General features: G+C 69.1%; 2 protein-coding genes. Both read left to right on the plus strand.

Annotation, left to right across the window (positions count from 1 at the left end; all coding sequences use genetic code 11):
• The first annotated feature begins 493 nt into the window (after nucleotides 1-493).
• Nucleotides 494-1,792, plus strand: coding sequence for an ATP-binding protein (locus H6A16_RS10440; protein ID WP_239458340.1), 1,299 nt, complete (start codon nucleotides 494-496; stop codon nucleotides 1,790-1,792).
• Between the two features lie 210 nt (nucleotides 1,793-2,002).
• Nucleotides 2,003-2,299, plus strand: coding sequence for a hypothetical protein (locus tag H6A16_RS10445; protein ID WP_204618950.1), 297 nt, complete (start codon nucleotides 2,003-2,005; stop codon nucleotides 2,297-2,299).
• Nucleotides 2,300-2,798 lie beyond the last annotated feature (499 nt).

A 2,798-nucleotide genomic window follows, 5' to 3' on the forward strand; every position in this document is an offset into this window, starting at 1 on the left:
GCGCGCCCACCAGGGACGCGGTCACGACGGCAGCCACCTTCTTGGTGTGCTTCCTGTTGACGCAAGCTGTCATACGTCTTTCTCCTTCCGTGAGGAACAGATAATCGCCAGTTACACGGGAGGGGATATGAGGCGGGGCGTGCGCCCGCTGTCACCCGGATAGCAAAAGTGCGTTTGCGGAACCGGTGAAAATACTTTGGCGAAACCGGTGAAAACACGTTGGCGCGGATGGCGAGAGTACGTTGACACGAGCGGCGGGGATCCGCCGGCGGATCCGGCGCGGGCGCATCTGCCTCGGTGGCGCCAGGGGGCTCCGGGCGCGGAGATCCCGATTCCCCGGTGCCGGGAATTCGGATTATGCCGACTGCCATATTCGGATATTCCTGGTCGCGGAATTCGGATTTTCCGGAACGGGATGCTCGGATTCCCCGTTCCTGCCGGACACGGCGCTATAATGGCGCAGACGGCGGACGGAACGAGAGGGGGGTCGCCCATGGGGATCGAGCCCGACGGCTACCTGCCGCGCATCGTCGACGAGCAGGTCGAGCGGTACCTGAGGGTATTCGGCGCGGTCGAGATCGCGGGGACGAAGTGGTGCGGCAAGACGTGGACGGCGAGGCGCCACGGGGCGTCCATCACCTACGTCGACCAGGGCGACAACCTCGCCGTGGCGAGGGCCGACCCGTCGATGATGCTGCTCGGCGACCGCCCGCACGTCATCGACGAGTGGCAGCGCGAGCCCGGGATCTGGGACGCCGTGCGCCACGGCGTCGACGAGGAGCGGCGCGTCAAGGGCGCGTGGATCCTCACCGGGTCCTCGACCCCCAGGAAGCGCTCGCCGGACGAGCGCCACCACAGCGGGGCGGGCCGCATCGGGCGGATCCGGATGCTCCCGATGTCGCTCGCCGAGTCGGGCGACTCCACCGGCTCCGTGTCGCTCTCCGGCCTCTTCCGGGGCGAGTTCGAGCCCTGCGCGGCGGAGAGGGACACCATAGGCCTCGTGGGGCTCGCGTGCCGGGGCGGCTGGCCGGAGGCGATCGAGTCGGACCCCGAGGACGCCCAGATCGTGGCGCGCGAGTACCTGAACCTGGTGTTCGGCGAGACCGTCCCCGACATGGGCAGGGACGGCTTCGTCGCCGAGCGCATATGCGGCTCCATCGCGCGCAACCTCGGGCAGGCGACGACCTACCGGACGCTGGCGGGCGACGTGTACGGCGCCGAGGAGCGCCCCGGGGCCCTGCTGTCGGAGGACACCGCCTCCGCGTACCTGCACCTGCTGAGGTCGCTCTACCTCGTCGAGGAGGTGCCGGGCTGGGCACCGCCCGCCCGCTCCAAGAAGCGCTTCACCGTCAAGCCCAAGCGCTACCTCGCCGACCCGTCGCTCGCCGTGGCCCTGCTCGGCATGGGGCCAGGGTCGCTCGTCGCCGACTGGCAGACCTTCGGCCTCGTGTTCGAGAACCTGTGCATGCGCGACCTCGCCGTCTACGCGAGGGCGCTGTCCGGCGCCGGGCCGGTCCCCGTGCGCTACTACCGCGACGACTCCGGCCTGGAGGTCGACGCCGTCATCGAGCGCGCCGACGGCTCCTGGGCGGCGCTGGAGGTCAAGGTCAGCGAGGACAAGGTCCCCGAGGCGGAGCGGAGCCTGCTGAGGATGCGGGACAAGCTGTGCGGCGACGGCCGCGCCCGCGTGCGCGAGCCCGAGTTCATGGCGGTGCTCGTCGGCATCTCGGGGTACGCCCGGCGCCTGCCGAGCGGCGTGCTCGTCATCCCCGTCCGGACGCTGACGGCGTAGGCGCGGCGGCGATGGCGGCGGCGGGGCCGCGCCGCCTCGCCGGCTCCACCTCGATGGGCAGCACGCGCATCAAGCCTGCGGCGCTGGCGCGGCCCCGCGTGGTGAGAAAGCCCGCCTCCACCGCGCTCGACCGGTCTCGATCGTCGCGCTCATGAAGCTGCGGGCCTCTTCCTCAACGACCCCGTCTTCTCGGAGCCGAACGATTCCTCGGTGCTGCTCACGCTCGAGAACAGCATCACTTCGCGCGTCCTCAGGCAGAGCGATACCGTTTCCGGCATCGTCGGCGAGGAGGCGTACAGGACGCTCAGCGGGCACGAGCTGTCAGCGGTCCAGATTGTCTACGTGAGAGGCGGGGTGACGGTCAAGCAGCTCTCCGAGCACCTTGGGAGAAGCGTCAAGGCCGCAAGGTCGACCCTGAGGGGCCTCGTCGACAAGGGGGTCCTCTCGTGGCACGGCTCCGGCCCCAACGACCCGTCCCAGTACTACTCCTTCCCCCGTTCCCACTAGATACAGCTGTAGGCCCATCGGAATCCCAGGGCCCCGCAGGGGCAGAGTGGGTAAGAGTAGATTCCGGCCACCTCGGCCGGGCCCTGAGCCGATCGGGTGGAACCCGAAGACGTCCAGAAGGCGACGATCCGCCGGCGGCGGATGCCAGCCGATTCTCGTGCGCGCAGCTCGCCACGCGCCACGCGGGGCGCAATTCGCGCCTCATGCCTCCTCGGCCGTTGGATTCCGGGACCTATCCGTATCGTCTAAATCGAGATGCCGCCTCTCGGCGAGGGGAGGCGGCATCTCGGTTCTCCGCAATGCCGAGATGCAGTTCGATCGGGGCTCGGACCCGCCGGCCGCTGCCCGTCTGGCGCGCATGCGCCCTCTTTCTTCCCCTCCCGTGTAACTGGCGATTATCTGTTCCTCACGGAAGGAGAAAGACGTATGACAGCTTGCGTCAACAGGAAGCACACCAAGAAGGTGGCCGCCGTCGTGACCGCGTCCCTGGTGGGCGCGC

It is taken from the genome of Collinsella tanakaei, assembly GCF_016900375.1.
Taxonomy (GTDB): domain Bacteria; phylum Actinomycetota; class Coriobacteriia; order Coriobacteriales; family Coriobacteriaceae; genus Collinsella.

Excerpts from the sequence above, each read along its gene's own strand:
- H6A16_RS10440 (WP_239458340.1), top strand. The coding sequence starts at position 494 with ATGGGGATCGAGCCCGACGGCTACCTGCCGCGCATCGTCGACGAGCAG.